Annotated in this window: 18 protein-coding genes; 13 read left to right on the forward strand and 5 right to left on the reverse strand. The window is 66.1% G+C overall.

The genetic code is table 11. The features are described from left to right. Entirely contained in the window at positions 1–1,803 is a 1,803-nt protein-coding gene (locus tag ABUE31_RS08600; protein WP_367723115.1) for an ABC transporter transmembrane domain-containing protein, read from the reverse strand. A 184-nt stretch (positions 1,804–1,987) separates the two neighbouring features. On the opposite strand from ABUE31_RS08600, the gene rpmE reads away from it, so the two are divergent. Continuing rightward, positions 1,988–2,209, forward strand: coding sequence for a 50S ribosomal protein L31 (rpmE, locus tag ABUE31_RS08605; RefSeq protein ID WP_367723116.1), 222 nt, complete (start codon positions 1,988–1,990; stop codon positions 2,207–2,209). Positions 2,210–2,323: 114 nt separating this feature from the next. Here rpmE and ABUE31_RS08610 read toward each other — a convergent pair whose 3' ends face one another. After that, positions 2,324–3,685 carry a chloride channel protein gene (locus tag ABUE31_RS08610; protein ID WP_367723117.1) on the reverse strand — a complete coding sequence of 454 codons (1,362 nt, stop codon included), beginning with the start codon at positions 3,683–3,685 and terminating at the stop codon, positions 2,324–2,326. A 119-nt stretch (positions 3,686–3,804) separates the two neighbouring features. Between ABUE31_RS08610 and rlmN the strand changes: the two genes are divergently transcribed. Further along, positions 3,805–5,037, forward strand: coding sequence for a dual-specificity RNA methyltransferase RlmN (gene rlmN / locus ABUE31_RS08615; protein WP_367723118.1), 1,233 nt, complete (start codon positions 3,805–3,807; stop codon positions 5,035–5,037). Between the two features lie 40 nt (positions 5,038–5,077). Then, entirely contained in the window at positions 5,078–5,551 is a 474-nt protein-coding gene (locus tag ABUE31_RS08620) for a hypothetical protein (RefSeq protein ID WP_367723119.1), read from the forward strand. Here ABUE31_RS08620 and ABUE31_RS08625 read toward each other — a convergent pair. Next, on the reverse strand, positions 5,532–6,173 hold the full coding sequence (locus ABUE31_RS08625) for a LysE family translocator (RefSeq protein WP_367723120.1): 642 nt from the start codon (positions 6,171–6,173) through the stop codon (positions 5,532–5,534). The two genes, ABUE31_RS08620 and ABUE31_RS08625, sit on opposite strands and share 20 nt — an antisense overlap. Before the next feature lie 367 nt (positions 6,174–6,540). Here ABUE31_RS08625 and ABUE31_RS08630 point away from each other — a divergent pair, with 367 nt between their 5' ends. The 5 genes from ABUE31_RS08630 to ABUE31_RS08650 all read left to right on the forward strand — a co-directional run bounded on the left by ABUE31_RS08630 (position 6,541) and on the right by ABUE31_RS08650 (position 11,255). Further along, entirely contained in the window at positions 6,541–7,662 is a 1,122-nt protein-coding gene (locus tag ABUE31_RS08630) for a TRAP transporter substrate-binding protein (protein WP_367723121.1), read from the forward strand. Positions 7,663–7,739: 77 nt separating this feature from the next. Beyond that, complete coding sequence (locus ABUE31_RS08635; protein WP_367723122.1) at positions 7,740–8,357, forward strand: TRAP transporter small permease subunit; 618 nt, start codon at positions 7,740–7,742, stop codon at positions 8,355–8,357. Then, on the forward strand, positions 8,354–9,706 hold the full coding sequence (locus ABUE31_RS08640) for a TRAP transporter large permease (RefSeq protein ID WP_367723123.1): 1,353 nt from the start codon (positions 8,354–8,356) through the stop codon (positions 9,704–9,706). Before ABUE31_RS08635 ends, ABUE31_RS08640 begins: the two co-directional genes overlap by 4 nt. A gap of 12 nt (positions 9,707–9,718) precedes the next feature. Beyond that, positions 9,719–9,889, forward strand: a complete 171-nt coding sequence (locus ABUE31_RS08645; protein WP_367723124.1) for a hypothetical protein — start codon at positions 9,719–9,721, stop codon at positions 9,887–9,889. Between the two features lie 139 nt (positions 9,890–10,028). Then, the gene (locus tag ABUE31_RS08650) at positions 10,029–11,255 is read left to right on the forward strand and encodes an argininosuccinate synthase (protein ID WP_367723125.1); all 1,227 of its coding nucleotides are present in this window, start codon (positions 10,029–10,031) and stop codon (positions 11,253–11,255) included. A gap of 67 nt (positions 11,256–11,322) precedes the next feature. Here the strand turns inward: ABUE31_RS08650 and ABUE31_RS08655 are convergent, their stop codons facing one another. After that, on the reverse strand, positions 11,323–12,120 hold the full coding sequence (locus tag ABUE31_RS08655; RefSeq protein WP_367723126.1) for a lytic murein transglycosylase: 798 nt from the start codon (positions 12,118–12,120) through the stop codon (positions 11,323–11,325). Positions 12,121–12,477: 357 nt separating this feature from the next. Between ABUE31_RS08655 and ABUE31_RS08660 the strand changes: the two genes are divergently transcribed. The 5 genes from ABUE31_RS08660 to rpsP all read left to right on the forward strand — a co-directional run bounded on the left by ABUE31_RS08660 (position 12,478) and on the right by rpsP (position 16,893). Further along, on the forward strand, positions 12,478–13,155 hold the full coding sequence (locus ABUE31_RS08660; protein WP_367723127.1) for a DUF1236 domain-containing protein: 678 nt from the start codon (positions 12,478–12,480) through the stop codon (positions 13,153–13,155). Between the two features lie 141 nt (positions 13,156–13,296). Beyond that, entirely contained in the window at positions 13,297–14,304 is a 1,008-nt protein-coding gene (locus tag ABUE31_RS08665) for a CPBP family intramembrane glutamic endopeptidase (protein WP_367723128.1), read from the forward strand. A gap of 221 nt (positions 14,305–14,525) precedes the next feature. After that, positions 14,526–16,103, forward strand: a complete 1,578-nt coding sequence (gene ffh, locus ABUE31_RS08670; RefSeq protein WP_367723129.1) for a signal recognition particle protein — start codon at positions 14,526–14,528, stop codon at positions 16,101–16,103. 7 nt (positions 16,104–16,110) lie between these two features. Further along, entirely contained in the window at positions 16,111–16,452 is a 342-nt protein-coding gene (locus ABUE31_RS08675; RefSeq protein WP_367723130.1) for a chorismate mutase, read from the forward strand. Positions 16,453–16,491: 39 nt separating this feature from the next. After that, entirely contained in the window at positions 16,492–16,893 is a 402-nt protein-coding gene (rpsP, locus tag ABUE31_RS08680) for a 30S ribosomal protein S16 (protein ID WP_367723131.1), read from the forward strand. A gap of 126 nt (positions 16,894–17,019) precedes the next feature. Here the strand turns inward: rpsP and ABUE31_RS08685 are convergent, their stop codons facing one another. Further along, positions 17,020–17,994 carry a hydroxyacid dehydrogenase gene (locus ABUE31_RS08685; protein WP_367723132.1) on the reverse strand — a complete coding sequence of 325 codons (975 nt, stop codon included), beginning with the start codon at positions 17,992–17,994 and terminating at the stop codon, positions 17,020–17,022. Position 17,995: the final 1 nt, after the last annotated feature.

Raw genomic sequence — 17,995 nt, forward strand, 5'->3', positions numbered from 1 at the left:
TTACTCGGCCGCGCCGCGGAAGGCGCTGGCGCCGGTCTCGAACTGCAGCTTGGCGAGCCCGGCATAGACGCCGTCCTTCGACACCAGGCTCTCGTGCGTGCCTTCCTCGACGATGCGGCCGCCATCCATGACCAGGATCCGGTCGGCCTTCAGCACCGTCGCCAGCCGGTGGGCGATCACGATGGTCGTCCGATGCTCCATTAGCCGGGCCAGCGCGGTCTGGACCAGCGTCTCGCTGCCCGCGTCTAGCGCCGATGTTGCCTCGTCGAGCAGCAGGATGGGCGCATCGCGAAGGATCGCGCGCGCGATGGCGATGCGCTGGCGCTGGCCGCCTGAAAGCGTAACGCCCCGTTCGCCGACCTCGGTGTCGAGGCCGTTCTCCAACCGGTCGATGAACTCATCGGCCAGCGCGTCCTTCGCTGCCAGGGCGATCTCGGCGCCGGACGCGCCGGGCCGCCCGAACGCGATGTTGTCGCGCACGCTTGCAGCGAAGATCGTCACGTCCTGAGGCACGATGGCGATCCGCGCGCGCAACGCTGCCGGATCGGCGTCGCTCGCATCGACGCCGTCGATGAGCACCTTGCCTGCCTCGGGATCGTAGAAGCGCAGGATCAACGAGAAGACGGTGCTCTTTCCGGCGCCCGAGGGGCCGACGATCGCTACCGTCTCGCCAGGCTTCACGGAAAAGCTGACATCGTGAAGCGCCGGAAGGTCGGGACGCGCCGGATAGGCGAAGGTCACGCGCTCGAAGGCGATCGCACCCTTGCCCGTTGCCGGCAGGGGCTTCGGGCTCGCCGGCGCGGAGATGGCCGGCTTCTCGGCGAGGATTTCGGTCAGCCGCTCGGCGGCACCCGCAGCCTGCGAAAGCTCGCCCCAGACTTCGGACAAAGCGCCGAGCGCGCCGGCGGCGAACACCGAATAGATGAGGAACTGGCCGAGCGCGCCGGGCGACATCGCGCCGGTCAGGACGTCGTGGGAGCCGAACCAGAGCACCATGACCACGGAGGCGAAGATGGTGAAGATCGCGAAGAAGGTCAGGACGGCCCGCGCCAGGACCGAGGCGCGCGCCGCATCGAAGGCTGCCTCGACGGCGCGCGAAAACCGCCCGGTGACGAGTCCCTCGTTGGTGAAGGATTGCAGCGTGCGCACGGACGATATCTGCTCGCTGGCGTAGGCGGTGGCGCCGGCCAGCGTGTCCTGCGCCTGGCGCGCCTTGCGCCGCACGGCGCGACCGAACGCGACCAGGGGAAGGACCACCAGCGGGATCGCGGCGAGCACGAGGCCGGACAATTTCGGGCTCGTCACCACCATCATGCCGACGGCGCCGAGCCCAAGGATCACGTTGCGCAGCGCGACCGAGGCGGTGGCGCCGACTGCCGCCTTGATCTGGGTCGTGTCGGCCGACAGCCGGGAGACGATCTCGCCCGACAGCGCCGCATCGAAAAAGGCCGGCGACAGTGTCGTGACATGCGAAAACACGTCGCGGCGAAGATCGGCCACGACCCGCTCGCCGAGCGTGATGACGAAATAGTAGCGGCTGGCCGAGGCGAGCGCGAGCAACCCGGCAATGCCGATCAGCAGGAAGAAGTAGTTGGCGACGAAGGTCGTGTCGGCGCTGGTGAAGCCGTTGTCGATCATCTGCCGGACGGCAAGCGGCAGCGTCAGCGTGGTGCCCGCCGCGACCGTCAGCGCAATGAGCGCCGCGGCGACGAGGCCCGGGTAGCGCAGCACATACGGCGCGACGCTCCGCAGCGGCCGCAACCGAGCCGTCCGCTCCTCGTACCGAGCCGTCGTCCGAGCCATTTGGACTGCGCTTCCTCCTGGTTCCGGGGCGCCTGCGCCGCGGCCTTGTGATTCAATTTCGGCTGATGTATAGGCTCGCCAACCGTTTTAGAAGCCGCGGCTGGCTAATAGCTGCGGCTTGACGCTTTTCAAAAGGGGCGCATCGACGCAGGCCCGCCGATCGCGCCGGCAAAGGACGAGACCGATGAAAGAGAAGATTCATCCCGACTACCACACCATCACCGTCGTCATGACCGATGGCTCCAGCTACGAAACCCGTTCGACCTACGGCGCGGCGGGCGACACGCTGAACCTCGACATCGACCCGAACACGCATCCGGCCTGGACCGGCGGCCAGCAGAACCTGCTCGACCGCGGTGGCCGCCTGTCGAAGTTCAAGAACCGCTACGCCGGCCTGTCGATCTGACATTTCTGGCGAGTGGCTGACGGAATGGGCTCCGGCGTGCCGGGGCCCTTTTTCTGTCTGATGCGACAGCTTGCCCTAGCCCCGCCCGGAACTGAACCTTCCTGAATTCTGCCATCAGCCGGTCTCCTGCGCGTCGCCCTCCGGTGACCGCGACCGCTTGCGCCTCAGCGCGTCGGCGATGATCAGCCGCGACATCGCGTGGTAGAGCGGCTCGCGCGATATCATGCGCGACGTGCCGTAGCCGAGCATGGCCGACGCCATCAGCGGTATGACGTTGTCGTGGTTCCCGGTCATCTCGAGGATGATGACGAAGGCCGTCATCGGCGCCTGCACGACCCCAGCAAAATAGCCCGCCATGCCGAGCAGCGCGGCAAGCGCGATGTCCGTGCCCAGCAGCAGCCCGATCGTGCTGCCGACCCCGGCGCCGACCGACAGTGACGGCGCGAAGATGCCGCCCGGTATGCCGGAGATCATCGAAAGCAGTCCCGCCGCGAGCTTTTCGACGAAGAAGAACGCCGGAAGCGCATTGCCCTCGATGGCTGAGCGCGCCTGCTCGTAGCCGGTGCCGAAGGTCTGGCCGCCAGAGGCCAGGCCGATCAGCGCCACGCCGAGGCCGCATGCGCCGGCAAGCGCGATCGTGCGCCGCAGCGGGTCAGGCTGCACCCAGCGGCGGATCCGTCGCATCGCGCGCAGCGCCGACCAGCTGAAGCCGGATCCGAGCAGGCCGCCGGCGACACCGCAGGCTGCCACCATCGCCCAGTCGGCATGCGAGGACATGCGCGCGTCGGTCACCCCGAAATAGGAGTAGTTGCCGACGAGGGCGATCGAGGCCAGGCCGGCAAGGATGACGGCCGACAGGACCAAGCCGTTGGTCCGCGCCTGATAGCTCCGCCCCATTTCCTCGATGGCGAAGACGATGCCGGCGAGCGGCGTGTTGAAGGCGGCCGCAATGCCGGCGGCCGAGCCCGCCAGGATCAGGCCGCGCGCCTGCGCCATGCCGCCCCAGCGCGCGGCCTGCAGCATCAGCGACGCGCCGACCTGGATCGTCGGGCCTTCGCGCCCGATCGATGCGCCGGACAACAGGCCCATCACCGTCAGCAGGATCTTCCCCGCCACGTGGCGCAGCGACAGGATCTGGCGCCGGTCCTCGTCGTCGCGCAGATAGCGCGCCGCGATCGCCTGCGGAATGCCGCTGCCCTGGGTACCGGGAAACCAGGCATAGGCCATCCAGGCGCACAGCATGAAGCCCGCGGGCGTGATCGCCAGGGGCAATGCCGCTCTCCACCCGCCTGCACCTGTCGCCGAGTGGAACAGGTGCTGCGCGAGGTCGGCCAGTTGGGCGAAGACCACGCTGATAACGCCGATGCAGATCGCTCCGACCCAGAACACCAGGCGCGGCAGCCAGACGCGCCTCGACGTCCACATCGCGCGGGAGCGGCGGACAACCGGGAACCTGTTCGTCTTGCGAGCAGCCATCGTCAGGACTTCGGGGGTTTCGACACCCCCTGTCAACAGCGCGGCGTGACGCAAGCCGGCGAGCATGCTATGTGCCCCGGGTGTCGCAACGGCGGCAACCGTCACCCATATAGCCCGGCATGACCGTATCGCTCGATCTCAACACCCGTCCGACGCGCGCAGCATCCGCAGCGCGCGCACCCGCATCCGACATGCAGCCGATGATCGGGCTGACCCGCGGCGAGATGGCCGAAGCCCTCGTCGCAGCCGGCCTCGTTCCCGAGCGGCAGGCAAAGATGCGCGCCCAGCAGCTCTGGCACTGGCTCTACGTGCGCGGCGTCTCCGACTTCGCCGACATGTTCAACATCTCGAAGGATCTGCGCGCCGAACTGGCGAAGCATTTCTCGATCGCCAGGCCGGAGATTGTCGAGGAACAGATCTCGTCGGACGGAACCCGCAAGTGGCTGTTCCGCTTTCCGCCGCGCGGCGCCGGCCGTCCGGTGGAGATCGAGACCGTCTACATCCCCGAGGAAGGCCGCGGCACGCTATGCATCTCCAGCCAGGTCGGCTGCACGCTGACCTGCTCGTTCTGCCACACCGGCACGCAGAAGCTGGTGCGCAACCTGACGGCGGAAGAGATTCTGGCGCAGCTGATGACGGCGCGCGACCGGCTCGGCGACTTCCCGGACCGCGATACGCCGGCCGGCGCCATCGTGCCGGCCGAAGGCCGCAAGGTGTCCAACATCGTGATGATGGGCATGGGCGAGCCGCTCTACAACTTCGAGGCGGTGAAGAAGGCGCTGCTGATCGCCTCCGACGGCGACGGGCTGGCGCTGTCGAAGCGCCGCATCACCCTGTCGACCTCCGGCGTCGTGCCGGAAATCACCCGTACCGGCGAGGAGATCGGCGTCATGCTGGCGATCTCGCTGCACGCCACCAACGACGATCTGCGCGACCTCCTGGTACCGATCAACAAGAAGTACCCGCTGAAGGACCTGATCGAGGCCTGCCGCAACTATCCGGGCCTCTCCAACGCCCGGCGCATCACCTTCGAATATGTGATGCTGAAGGACGTCAATGACAGCCTCGACGACGCCCGGGCGCTGGTCAAGTTGCTCAGGGGTATCCCGGCCAAGATCAATCTCATCCCGTTCAACCCCTGGCCCGGCACCAACTACCAGTGCTCGGACTGGGAAACGATCGAGAAGTTCGCCGACTACATCAACAATGCCGGCTACGCCTCGCCGATCCGCACGCCGCGCGGCCGTGACATCCTGGCCGCCTGCGGCCAACTCAAGTCGGAATCGGAGCGCCTGAAGAAGTCCGAGCGGCTGGCGCTCGAAGCCATGATGATCGCGGGACACGGCGAATGACGACGGGCGGAAGGCTGGGCCGCGCCTGCAAGCGGGTCGCGTGAACGCCGTCTTCGCCTGCCTCTGGCGCTTCGCTGTCATCCTCGTCGGTTATGCCGTCGCATCGCTCGCCACGAGCGCGTTTCTCAACGTCGTGATGCTGGCCTGGTTCGGCCTGGCGCCTGAAGAGACGCGCGATGTCGCGGCCGGTTCGCTTGTCTTCACGATCCCGTTCGTCGCGCTCTTCGTGGCCTATTTCGGATTTCTGCCCGCACTACCGGCCATCGTGCTGGCCGAACTGCTCGGCAAGCGCGACTGGCTGTTCCACGCGCTGGCCGGCGGAGCGGTATCGGTCGTCGTCATCGCCTTCAGCCGGACGGCTGGCGAAACCGGCTATGCCGACGTGGCCGACCTGAACCTCGCTCTGGTCGTGGTCGGCGCAGGCATGTGCGGCGGCATCGGCTACTGGCTGGTCGCGGGACGGAGCGCGGGGCTCTGGCGCGCCGGCGCGGGCGTCACTTCGCCTGCGCCGTGATGATCTTCAGCGCAAACGCCGAGAAGACGCCAGCGAAAAGATAGTCCACGGCGCGCGTCACCCGCGGGCTCTTCTTCATCGCCGCGGCGAAACGGTCCGCCGCAAGCACCATCGGCGCGGTCACCGGGATCGAGATCAGCACGAACATCGCGCCGAGGAAGAACAGCTTTCCTGCCGCGTTCGGGTCGTGCGCCGAAACGAACTGCGGCAGGAAGGTCATGAAGAACAGGATGATCTTCGGGTTCATCAGGTTGACGCCGAGACCGATCGAGAAGCTGCGCGCCACCGAGATGCGCGGACCGGCCTTCGTCTCGGGCGAGAAGGCCGAACCGTAGCGGATCGCCTGCCAGGCGAGAAAGACGAGATAGCCCGCCCCGAAGATCTTGAGGCCGAGGAACGCTGTCGGCGACGCCACGATCAGTGCCGAGACGCCGACCACCACCAGCGTCGTATGCACGATGGTTCCCGCCAGTGCGCCGGCCATCGAGGCGAACCCGGCCGCTCGCCCCTGGCTGAGCGTCCGGCTCACGAACAGCGTCATGTCCGGCCCGGGTGTGATGGCGAGGATGATCGAGGCGATTGCAAACTGGAGGAGAACGGTCGTGTCGGGAATGAAGGGCATGTCGCAAGGCCGGTTGATGACGCGCCAGCCTAATGCCTTTCATCGGACGCGCGAAGGGGGTGCGGCGGCGACCGCTTGGGCCACGACGCCCCAAAGTGCTCGGCTTCACCCAGGCCGTCCGTTGCTAAACAGAACACCCAGCTGCGAGAATAGAGTATCGCCACGACACCAGAATTCGTGCGCGCCTGTTCAAGAATAGAACTAAAGTCGTACGACTTAAGTTTATGCCCGGATCCGGTTTCGGGCGGCAAATGCAGACAGGACTCGATCTGGTCCCCAAATCGTCTCCAATGTGCTTGCACAGGCGTCCCTCTTGCATATTCTGGCGAGGCAAAACAATGCACGAAGATGCAGTTGGGAGGAACGCATGACCACCGAGCAAATTTCTCGTCGCAGGTTTCTGAAAACGGCGGCCGTCGGCGGCACGGCTGCGGCCGGCGCCACACTCGCCGCTCCGGCCGTCCTTGCACAGGCCCCGATAGTCCTGAAGATGCAGTCGTCCTGGCCGGACTCCGACATCTTCCAGGATATGGCCAAGCAGTTCGTCGAACGCGTGCACGCGATGTCCGGCGATCGCCTCAAGATCGACCTGCTGCCCGCCGGCGCAGTCGTCGGCGCCTTCCAGGTGCAGGACGCATGCCATGACGGCGTCCTCGACGCCGCGCACACCGTGCCGGTCTACTGGTACGGCAAGAACAAGGCGGCATCGCTGTTCGGAACCGGGCCGGTGTTCGGCGGCGACGCGAACCAGATGCTGGCCTGGCTATACTATGGCGGCGGCCAGGAATTCTATCGCGAACTGACCCAGGACATCCTCGGCCTCAACGTCGTCGGTTTCCTGTCCTTCGGCATGCCGGCCCAGCCGCTCGGCTGGTTCAAGACGGAGATCACCGACGCCGCCCAGCTCCAGGGCCTGAAGTATCGCACCGTCGGCCTCGCCGCCGACCTGTTCCAGCAGATGGGCGCTTCGGTGGCGCAGCTTCCGGGCGGCGAAATCGTTCCGGCCATGGAGCGCGGTGTCATCGACGGGTTCGAGTTCAACAACCCGACGTCCGACATGCGCTTCGGCGCGCAGGATGTCGCCAAGAACTACATGCTGGCGTCCTACCATCAGGCCTCGGAATCGTTCGAGTACATCTTCAACAAGGACAAGTTCGAGGGCCTAGATCCCGACCTGCAGGCGATCCTCAAGCACGGCGTGGAGGCCGCCCACCTCGCAAACTTCGCGCTGGCGATGAACCAGTACTCGTCCGACCTGCAGAAGCTCGCGACCGAATCCGGCGTCAACGTCAAGCGCACGCCGGACTCGGTCCTGCAGGCGCAGCTGGATGCCTGGGACAAGATCCTGCCACCGCTGATGGAGGATGCGTTCTTCGCCAAGGTCGTCGACAGCCAGAAGGCCTGGTGCGAACGAGTGGTCTACTACAGCCTGCTCAACGCGCCTGATTACAAACTCGCCTACCAGCACTACTATCCCGGCAAGATGTAGCGACTGCCTGCTTGTTTGATGAACGGGGCGGCTGGTCCGCCCCGTTCGCCACGCCGGAAGCTGGGGAACGCGTCGGGATGCAAGCCTATATAAGATTTGCCGACAATCTGTCGGCCTGGTTCGGCAAGGTGTTCGCCTGGTGCGTCCTGGTGATGACCTTCGGCGTCGGCTACGAGGTCTTCGTCCGCTACGTCCTCAATTCGCCGACGCCATGGGCTTTCGACCTCAGCTACATGATGTACGGCACCATGTTCATGATGGCCGGCGCCTATACGCTCTCGCGCGACGGCCACGTGCGCGGCGATTTCGTCTACCGCCTGTGGCAGCCACGAACCCAGGCGAAGGTCGAGTTCGTGCTCTATTTCTTCTTCTTCTTCCCCGGGGTCATCGCCCTGGTGATCTCCGGATGGCGCTACGCGGGCCGTTCCTGGCGCTACCTGGAAGTGTCCAGCATGAGCCCGGCAGGCATCCCGATCTTCCAGTTCAAGACGGTGATCGTTCTGGCCGGTCTGCTCCTGGTGATCCAGGGCATCGCCCAGCTGTTCCGCTGCATCATCACCATGCGCACCAACGTCTGGCCGAGACCGGAGCAAGACGTCGAGGAGCTCGAGAAACTGCTCCAGGAGGAGGGCATGACCGCCCTCAAGGGCGAGGAGCCCGTCGATATCGTCCTTCCGAAAGGCTCCCGCGAATGACCGACCCGCAGATTGCGATCCTCATGCTGGGCATGTTCATCTTCGTGATCATGTTCGGGTTCCCGATTGCCTTCACGCTGATGGCGATGGGCATCGGCTTCGGCTATTACGCCTACTACGATGCCGACCGGATGCGGCACATCTTCGACAACCGCATCTTCGACCTGTTCGTCAACCAGACCTATTCGGTGATGGCGAACGACGTCCTGACGGCGATCCCGCTGTTCCTCTTCATGGGCTACATCGTCGAGCGGGCCAACATCGTCGACCGGCTGTTCGAGACGCTGAACATCACCACCAGACGCCTTCCCGGCTCGATGGCGGTGGCCGCGCTGATCACCTGCGCGCTGTTCGCCACAGCCACCGGCATCGTCGGCGCGGTCGTCACGCTGATGGGCCTGCTCGCCCTCCCGGCGATGCTCAAGGCCCGCTACGACGAGCGCTTTGCAACCGGCGTGATCTGCGCCGGCGGCACGCTCGGCATCCTGATCCCGCCGTCGATCATGCTGATCGTCTACGCCGCGTCGTCGGGAACCTCGATCGTCCGCCTCTATGCCGGCGCCCTCATTCCGGGCTTCATGCTCGCCGGGCTCTACCTCGTCTACATCGTCGGTCGGGCGATGCTCAATCCGAAGCTGGCCCCCCAGGCGGAGCGCTCGGCCGAGCCCATTCCCTACGGCACGCTCGTCTGGATGCTGCTGACCTCGTTCTTCCCGCTGGCGATCCTCATCCTTTCGGTCCTCGGCGCTATTCTGTTCGGCCTGGCGACGCCATCCGAAGCGGCCGCGATCGGCGCATTGGGCGGCCTCGTGCTCGCAGCAGCCTATCGGGCGCTGACATGGGACCGGCTGCGCGAGTCCGTCTACCTGACCGTCCGCACCACCGCCATGGTCTGCTGGCTCTTCGTCGGCTCGTGGACCTTCAGTTCGGTCTTCTCATACCTGGGCGGGGAACAGGTCGTCCGGGAGTTCGTCGTCGGCCTCGACATGACGCCGCTGCAGTTCCTGCTGCTGGCGCAACTCATCATCTTCCTGCTCGGCTGGCCGCTAGAATGGTCGGAGATCATCATCATCTTCGTGCCGATCTTCCTGCCTCTCCTGCCGCTGTTCGGGGTCGACCCGCTGTTCTTCGGCATCCTGATCGCGCTGAACCTGCAGACATCCTTCCTGACCCCGCCGATGGCCATGTCAGCCTACTACCTCAAGGGCATCGCGCCGCCGCACATACGCCTGACGCAGATATTCGCCGGCTCGCTGCCCTATGTCGGCATGGTGTTTCTCTCCATGGCGCTGATCTACACCTACCCACAGCTCGTCTACTGGCTGCCGCAACTGATGTACGGGCGCTGAGGAGCCGTTCGGATGAAACCCATCGACCGCCTGCTCGCGCTGATCGCATTCGCCGCTTTCGCCGGGTTCCTGGGGATCGTGGCCGTCAAGGTCGCGCGCGTCGATCTTTCGGTGATCATCGCCATCGGCATCGCGCTGGTCGCCTATGATCTGTGGAGCCAGCGCGCGCCGAAACGCCGCTAGACCCGCCTGGCCCGCGTCGCGCGGGACCGACCGCAAGACTCGACGCGCCTTGCGGCTTCCCACCCGGGCGGAAGCGCTCTAATAGTGCCGCGGGAAAACTGCGGCCCGCGGCCGCTTGCGAAAAAGGTTGCCTGGATCCATGCCGAAACTGCAAGACGTCAAAAAGGTCGTGCTCGCCTATTCGGGCGGGCTCGACACCTCGATCATCGCGAAATGGCTGCAGACCGAGCTCGGCGCCGAGGTGGTCACCTTCACCGCCGATCTCGGCCAGGGCGAATCCGATCTCGAGCCGGCCCGTCGCAAAGCCCAGGACATGGGCATCAAGGAGATCTTCATCCGCGACGTCCGCGAGGAGTTCGTCAAGGACTTCGTCTTTCCGATGTTCCGCGCCAACGCGCAGTATGAAGGGGTCTACCTGCTCGGCACCTCGATCGCGCGCCCGCTGATCTCCAAGCATCTCGTGGAGATCGCCCGCGAGACCGGCGCCGACGCCGTCGCCCACGGCGCCACGGGCAAGGGCAACGACCAGGTCCGCTTCGAGCTGTCGGCCTATGCGCTGAACCCCGACATCAAGGTGATCGCGCCGTGGCGCGACTGGACCTTCAAGTCGCGCACCGACCTCTTGAACTTCGCGCGCGACCACCAGATCCAGATCGCCAAGGACAAGCTCGGCGAAGCCCCCTTCTCGGTCGACGCCAACCTCCTGCACTCCTCCTCCGAGGGCAAGGTGCTCGAAGATCCGTGGGTCGAGGCGCCGGAATATGTGCATCAGCGCTCCGTCTCGCCGATGGACGCGCCCGACCAGGTCACCGAGATCGTCATTTCCTTCCGCAAGGGCGATCCCGTCGCGATCGACGGCAAGGAGATGTCGCCGGCAACCCTTCTGTCGGCCCTCAACGACCTTGGCCGCGACAACGGCATCGGCCGGCTCGACCTCGTCGAGAACCGATTCGTCGGCATGAAGAGCCGCGGCGTCTACGAGACCCCCGGCGGCACCATCCTGCTGGCCGCGCACCGCGCGATCGAATCGATCACGCTCGACCGCGGCGCGGCGCACCTCAAGGACGAGCTGATGCCGCGCTACGCGGAGCTCATCTACAACGGCTTCTGGTTCTCGCCCGAGCGCGAGATGCTGCAGGCGCTGATCGACAAGAGCCAGGAAGAGGTCGAGGGCGACGTCCGCCTGAAACTCTACAAGGGCAACGTCATCGTTACCGGCCGCCGTTCGCCGAAGTCGCTCTATTCCGACGCACTGGTCACCTTCGAGGACGACCGCGGCGCCTACGACCAGAAGGACGCCGAGGGCTTCATCCGCCTGAACGGCCTGCGGCTGCGCACGCTCGCGGCGCGCAAGCGGAAGTCCTGAGGCAGTCTGCATGAACAAAAAAAGCCCGGCGATGCGCCGGGCTTTTTTCTTGCCGTGAAGGACAGGTCTATTCGCCGTCGATGGCCGTGGCGATGCGCGCGATAGCCTGCTGGTAGACGCTTGCGGAGTTCCAGCCTGCGATGGCGCCCATGTTGCCTTGCGCGCCGACGCCGGGCTGCCAGCCATGCGCCCTCAGGAAGTTGGCCGTGGACATCAGCGCCGTGTTCTTGTCGCGCAGGTTCTTGTTGCCGACGCCATATTTCAGGACGTTCCCCGGCAGGAACTGCGTGTGGCCGATCTCGCCATGCATGGCGCCGACCGAACCCGCGCTGAGCGCGCCGATGTCGACCAGCTTCAGCGCGCCGATGGCATGTGGCGTGAAGAACGCCGGCCGGCGGCAGTCATAGGCGAGCGTCACGATGGCCGAAACCGTGTTCTGCTTGCCCATGAAGGAGCCGAACCCCGTTTCCATGCCCCAGATGGCCAGCAGCACGCCTGGCGATACGCCATAGGTGCGCTCGATCTTGTTGAAGAGCGCCGCGTTCGACTTCTTGAGCGAGCGGCCCTTCGAAATGATCGTGGCGCCGCCGCGGCGCTGCATGAAGGAATCGACCGAGCCGCTGAACGCCTTGTGCACCGCGCGATCGGCCTTGATCGTCGCCGTGGCGTAGTTTGCATTGGCCAGCGCGGCGAGCCCCTTGCTCTTGACGCCAGCCGACTTGGCCTCCTGCGCGAAAGCCTGCTTCCACTGTTCGAATCCGGCGCCGCTATCGCCACACTGAGCGGCCTGCGCAACGCCTGTCAGCAGGCAAAGCGCCGCCGCGCCTGCTGCCGCGATCCACTTCCCCTTGGCAAAGAATGCCATGCTGTTCTCCTGAGTTGTTCGAACTGTGATCGTTTGCCTGACTTGCGGTCGGTCGCGAAGGTCACGGGCCCGCAAGGTGCATTACCTGTCTTAATAAGCTGCGAATGCCCAAAAACCGGTCGCCGATCAAGCTTTTGTTGCCCGGAATCGGCCGCAGGCGCCGATGTTGCCGCGGTTGTGATCGACAGGACACTGCAGCGGCGTGCCATTGAGGGTATCCGCGATGTCATCGCCGGACGCAGGCCGGGGCGTGAAATCTCCTGCAACAAAACGTCATGGCTCGGCCCGATCCGGCAGGAACGCATCGATGTGAACTTCGTTTGAAAGCCGAGGGACCAAACAACGGAGTTAAGTCATATGCATACGAAACTCTTTGCATCCGCAGCCGCAGGCGCGCTGCTGGCGCTGACCGGAGCGGCCTCCGCCCAGTCGGCCGTTGTCGCCACGACGGATCTCAACGTGCGCGCCGGCCCGGGTCCGCAGCACCAGGTTGTCGGCGTGATCGGCGCCGGTCGGTCCGCCGACCTCAACGGCTGCCTCGAAGGCAGCAAATGGTGTGTCGTCGCGTTTGAAGGCCGAGAAGGCTGGGTCTATTCCGACTACCTGACCGGCGAGTTTGGCGGCACCCAGGTCGTGCTTACGGAACGGCCCGCCAACTCGGGCGTCGTGGTTGTCGATCCCCCGGCGGATGTCGACGGCGGCGCGACCGGCGCGATCACCGGCGGCGTCACCGGCGCGGTCGCAGGCGCCATCGTCGCCGGCCCGATTGGCGCAGTGGTAGGCGGAGGCGCCGGCGCAATCGGCGGCGCCGCAGCCGGAACCGTGATCGATCCTCCGGAGCAGGTCCGTACCTACGTCGCTTCCAACCAGATCGAGCCGGTCTATCTCGAAGGAGAGGTCGTGGTTGGGGCAGGGCTTCCCGAGACCGTGAAGCTCCGGGAAATCCCGGACTACAAATATCGCTACGTCTACGTGAACGGCCAGCCGGTTCTGGTGGAACCGGACAGCCGGCGTATTGTCTACGTGATGCGCTGAACCAGCATCTTGACGAGCCCGCCCGACAGAAAGTCGGGCGGGCCTTTCTTCACCATCCAGAGCGAAGCCGTCCGGGCGGCACTTGACGCGAGGGGGTTTCATCGACCCTATCGCACCCAACCTACCCGTCCCGGATTCCCGATGGCCATCGACCCAGCAGCCTTCGAACGCTACCGGCGTTCGCCCACCGCAAGGACCACTTTGCCTCGCATGGTGTTGGGCGTGGTCGTCGTCGCCGCGTGCTGGTTCGGCGTGACCCTCGCCGCGATCTTCGGCGGCGCCCATGGCTGGGCGCTGCTTGGGCCGGCATCGGAAACGCTCGGCGCCAACGACCCGGTGGGCCGCTTCCTCGGAACGCCTGTCGGCCTGTTCGCGACGCTCGGCAGCTTTGCCGGAATCTGGCTTGGCCTGTGGCTGGCGATGAGGCTGCTCCACAGGGAGAGGCTGTCGCGCCTGTTCGGCAACAGTGCAAGCATCGCCCGCGCGCCATTCATCAAGGGCTTCGCGGCCGTGGCGATCACCTCGCTCCTGACCGAGGTCGCCTACCTTGCGCTCAAACCCGAAATCGTGCGCGGACCGGTCGAACTGGGCGCCTGGGTGCTCCTGCTCTGTCCGCTCGCCTTCTTCGCCTTCGTGCAGACCTCCTCCGAGGAGTTGCTGTTTCGCGGCTACCTGCAGCGCGGGCTCGCCAGCCGATTCAGGAGCCCGATCGTGTGGGCGGTGCTGCCGACGCTCGTCTTTGCCGCCCTGCACTGGAACCCGGCATCGGTACTGGCGATGAACATCGCCGTGATGATCGCGATCGGGGCATTCTCCGCCCTGCTCGCGCTTCTCGTCTACGCCACCGGCAATCTCGGGGCGGCGATGGGCGCGCATCTCGGCAATAATCTGATCGGGTTTGCGCTTATCTCGCACGACCGGACGCTTGGCGGCCTGGCGCTATTCCAGGCTGCGCCGCTCGACAGCCTGGCATGGACGCCGGCCGAGACGCTTCTGATCGCCGGCACCAGCCTCGCATCGATCCTGGTCACCGGCCTGCTGCTGCTCCATCCTCGTTCCCCGCTGAAAGTGGGGCCCGACGCGGCAGACCCCGAGCAAGGCGGGTCGCCGGTTTCGCCCGCACGGGAGCAAGAACCCGCGCAACCTTGACTCTTCCCGGCTTTTCCTGTCTAAGCCCGGCGAAATTCCGCGACGAGTATGTACTCCGAGCAGCCGACCGGGACCCCTAGAGGTATAAATCGATCCCGGAGGCCAACACCCGGCAGCGCGATGCGCCCCCGGGTGCTTTTTGGCTTTGCGCGTTGCTTGGACCACCGGGGCGGACGTACTACCTCTCGGGTCTGACCCGATCCGAGACCGAAGGAAGCATGATGTTCGAGAGCCTGCAGGAACGCCTTGGTTCCATCCTGAACGGCCTGACGGGCCGCGGCGCGCTGTCGGAGGCCGACGTCTCCGCAGCGCTTCGCGAGGTGCGCCGTGCGCTGATCGAGGCCGACGTGGCGCTCGACGTCGTGCGCTCCTTCGTCGACAAGGTGCGCGCCAAGGCGGTCGGCGCCGAGGTTCTGAAGTCGATCAAGCCGGGCCAGATGGTCGTCAAGATCGTCCATGACGAACTCGTCGACATGCTGGGCGCGGAAGGCGTCGCCATCGACCTCAACGCGCCGGCGCCCGTTGTGGTCATGATGGTCGGCCTGCAGGGCTCGGGCAAGACGACAACGACGGCCAAGATCGCCAGGCGCCTCACCGACCGTCAGGGCAAGAAGGTCCTGATGGCCTCGCTCGACACGCGCCGTCCCGCCGCGCAGGAGCAGTTGCGCCAGCTCGGCGAGCAGACCGGCGTCGCCACGCTGCCCGTCATCGCCGGCCAGTCGCCGCTGCAGATCGCGGCGCGCGCGGTGCAGGCGGCCAAGCTCGGCGGCCACGACGTGGTCATTATCGACACCGCCGGCCGCACCCATATCGACGAGCCGCTGATGGTCGAGATGGCCGAGATCAAGTCGGCCTCGTCCCCGCACGAGATCCTGCTTGTCGCCGACTCGCTGACCGGACAGGACGCCGTCAACCTGGCCAGGAACTTCGACGAGCGGGTCGGCATCACCGGCCTCGTGCTCACCCGCATGGACGGCGACGGACGCGGCGGCGCGGCGCTCTCCATGCGCGCGGCGACCGGCAAGCCGATCAAGCTGATCGGCACCGGCGAGAAGATGGATGCGCTCGAGGAGTTCCATCCGCGGCGCATCGCCGACCGCATCCTTGGCATGGGCGACATCGTCTCCCTGGTCGAGAAGGCCGCCGAAACCATCGACGCGGAAAAGGCCGTGGCGATGGCCCGCAAGATGCAGTCCGGCAAGTTCGACCTGAACGACCTCGCCGGCCAGCTCGAGCAGATGTCCAAGCTGGGCGGCATGGGCGGCATCATGTCGATGATGCCCGGCATGGGAAAGATGAAGGACCAGCTGTCGGCGGCCGGCCTCGACGACAGGATGTTCAAGCGCCAGATCGCCATCATCTCGTCGATGACGAGGGCGGAGCGCGCCAATCCGGACATTCTGAAGCACAGCCGCAAGAAGCGCATCGCGGCGGGTTCCGGCACCGACGCCGCCGAGATCAACAAGCTGCTCAAGATGCACCGGCAGATGGCCGACATGATGAAGGCGATGGGCGGCAAGGGCAAGGGTGGCGGCCTCATGCGCGGCATGATGGGCGGCCTCGCCGGCAAGATGGGTCTTGGCGGGATGATGCCCGGCGGGATGCCCGACCTTTCCAAGATGGACCCCAAGCAGCTCGAGGCTCTCCAGAAGCAGGCGGAGGCGTCCGGGCTTGGCGGGATGAAGGGCTTGCCCGGCGGATTGCCGGGTCTGGGCGGCGGCGGGCTTCCCGGGCTGCCCGGCGGCATGAAGCTGCCCGGCATGGGCGGCGGATTGCCAGGCCTGGGCAAGAAGAAGTGAGGCGCATATGAGCGATACGATACGCACGCCCACGGACGCGGCCGACGCGCGCAAGCTGCTAGCCGGCTATCGCGCTTCCATCGACAATATCGACGCCGCGCTCATCCACATGCTGGCCGAACGCTTCCGCTGCACCAAGGCGGTCGGCGTCCTGAAGGCCGAACACGGCCTGCCGCCTGCCGACCCGGCGCGCGAAGCCGAGCAGATCGCGAGGCTGCGCCGGCTGGCCGACGACGCGCAGCTCGATCCCGATTTTGCGGAGAAGTTCCTGAATTTCGTCGTCCGGGAAGTGATCCGCCACCACGAGCAGATCGCCGCCGGAAACGGCGAGCTCAAGACCAACACCTGAATCCACGCATCAACCGACAAGAGTTCAAGGAGCAAAGAAATGTCGTTGAAGATTCGTCTGGCCCGAGCGGGCTCCAAGAAGCGTCCCTACTATCACGTCGTCATCGCCGACGTCCGTTCGCCGCGCGACGGCCGGTTCATCGAGCAGGTCGGCTCGTGGAACCCGCTGCTGCCGAAGGACGGCGAGCGCGTGAAGATCAACGAGGAGCGCGTCAAGCACTGGCTCGCCAACGGCGCGCTGCCGACCGACCGCGTCGCGCGCTTCCTCGACCAGGCCGGCATCACCAAGCGCGACGCCCGCAACAACCCGACCAAGGCGCTGCCGGGCAAGAAGGCGCAGGAGCGCGCCGCGGCCCTGAAGAAGGCCCAGGACGACGCAGCCGCCGCGATCGCCGCAGCGACCGCTCCGGCAGAGGCTGCTCCCGAAGAAGCGGCTTCCTGATTTCAGGAACTCCCATGAATGGCGGCGGGCGGGATCATCTGCCCGCCGCCTTCTTTTCTGCCGTCCAGGATACTCGGCAAAAGGGCGTGACGTTCGCCGCGACGGCGGTACGGCCCGGCCGGCCGCTCAGCTAGGGAACCGCCTGCGGTAGTGATCGATCACTTCGGGATTGCGCAGGTTGACCGGCAGTTCGCCATTCAGGACGCGCACGGTTTCCTCGGCTGCGCCGATCCCCATGCGCATCATGCTTTCTTCGGTGATCCCCGCCATGTGCGGGGTGACGATGACGTTGTCGAAACCGAGATAGGGATGGTCGGCGGGCAGGGGCTGCGTGGTGAAGACGTCGAGCGCCGCCCCGCCGATATGCCCGGCCGATAGCGCATCGATCAGCGCGGCGTCGTCGACGACAGGCCCGCGCGCGACGTTGATCAGCAGCGCGCCGGGCTTCATCAGGCCGATGCGCTCGCGGCCGACCAGCCCGGTGGTCTCCGGCGTCAGCGGGCAGCAGAGCACGACGATGTCGCTCTCCGAAACGAGTTCGTCTACCGAGGCGAAGCGTGCCCCGGACGGCAGGTCGCGCGGCGCGCGGCTGTTGACGATCACGTCGAGGCCGAAGCCGTTCTGGGCGATGCCGGCGACATGGCGTCCGACGGCGCCGAAGCCGACGATGCCGATCGTCCGGCCAGAAAGGTCATTGCCCGAGGCGGCGTGCTCCCGCCCGGCCAGCCAGCCGACCTTCCTCAGGTCGCGATCGACCTGGCGGAACTTCCGGAGCAAAGCAAGCGACGTCCAGAGCACGTGTTCGGCCACGGTTCGGGCGTTCGCGCCGGGAACGTTGGCAACCAGGACGCCGGCCCTCGTCGCCGCCTCCAGCGGGATCATGTCGAGCCCGGCGCCGTGGCGGATGGCCGCGCGCAGGTTGGCCGCGCGCTCGAAGAGAACCGGCGGAAGAACGGCGCGGACGATGACGATGTCGGCACTGCGCGCCTCGTCGGCAAGCGTCACCGCATCGATCGCCGAGGCAACCACGAGATCGCCATGGTCCTTGAGCCGCGCCGCAGCTTCGGGATGCAGCGGGTGGGTCGAGAAGATGGTGGGCAAG

This window comes from Mesorhizobium marinum, assembly GCF_040813675.1.
Lineage (GTDB): Bacteria > Pseudomonadota > Alphaproteobacteria > Rhizobiales > Rhizobiaceae > Mesorhizobium_K > Mesorhizobium_K marinum.